The organism is Halobellus sp. Atlit-38R (genome assembly GCF_003665925.1).
Taxonomy (GTDB): Archaea; Halobacteriota; Halobacteria; order Halobacteriales; family Haloferacaceae; genus Haloquadratum; species Haloquadratum inordinatus.
The window spans coordinates 1-527 of sequence record NZ_QXIJ01000196.1; the positions used below are offsets into that span (position 1 = coordinate 1).

Annotated in this window: 1 pseudogene; it reads left to right on the forward strand. The window is 67.2% G+C overall.

Features of this window, described 5'->3' with window-relative positions:
- Window positions 1-52: 52 nt before the first annotated feature.
- A pseudogene (locus D3D02_RS18905) lies at window positions 53-527 on the forward strand (hypothetical protein); the annotation flags it as partial.

Below are 527 nucleotides of genomic sequence, written 5' to 3' on the forward strand. Positions count from 1 at the left end.
CGTTTACGGGTCGCGATCGCTCCGGCGGCGCTACCACGAGGTCACGGTGGAGATGCGGATCAGGAACCGGACCGACGACCCCGAGCGACTGACGAACGTGATCCCCTCGTGGCTTCCGTGGACGGTGTTCCTGTCCGTGGTGGCCGTGAACTACGTGCGGCTGTTCGCGCTCGGGGGACCGGTCGCCGTCTACCAGGACGCGAACCTCGCGGCGGTGATCGGCTGGACGGTGGCGAACCCGGTCTGGGCGTCGATCGCCACGCAGTTTTTCACCGTGTACGTCGCCGTCACGCTCATCGCGCCGCGTCGCCTCCGAGACTCCGACGTCGGCGTTGACTTCCTCGATCCGGAGGGGCTCGGCGGACTCCGACCGATCGGTGAGCTGGTCAAGCACGCGTACTACTACGTCGTGGCTGGACTGGTCGCGATCGGGCTCGTCCTCTACGGGCCGGCGATCGTTGGCATCGAGTGGGAGCGGACGACGGCGACGAACCTCATCTTCACGACGGTGTGGCTGAGCTCGGTCG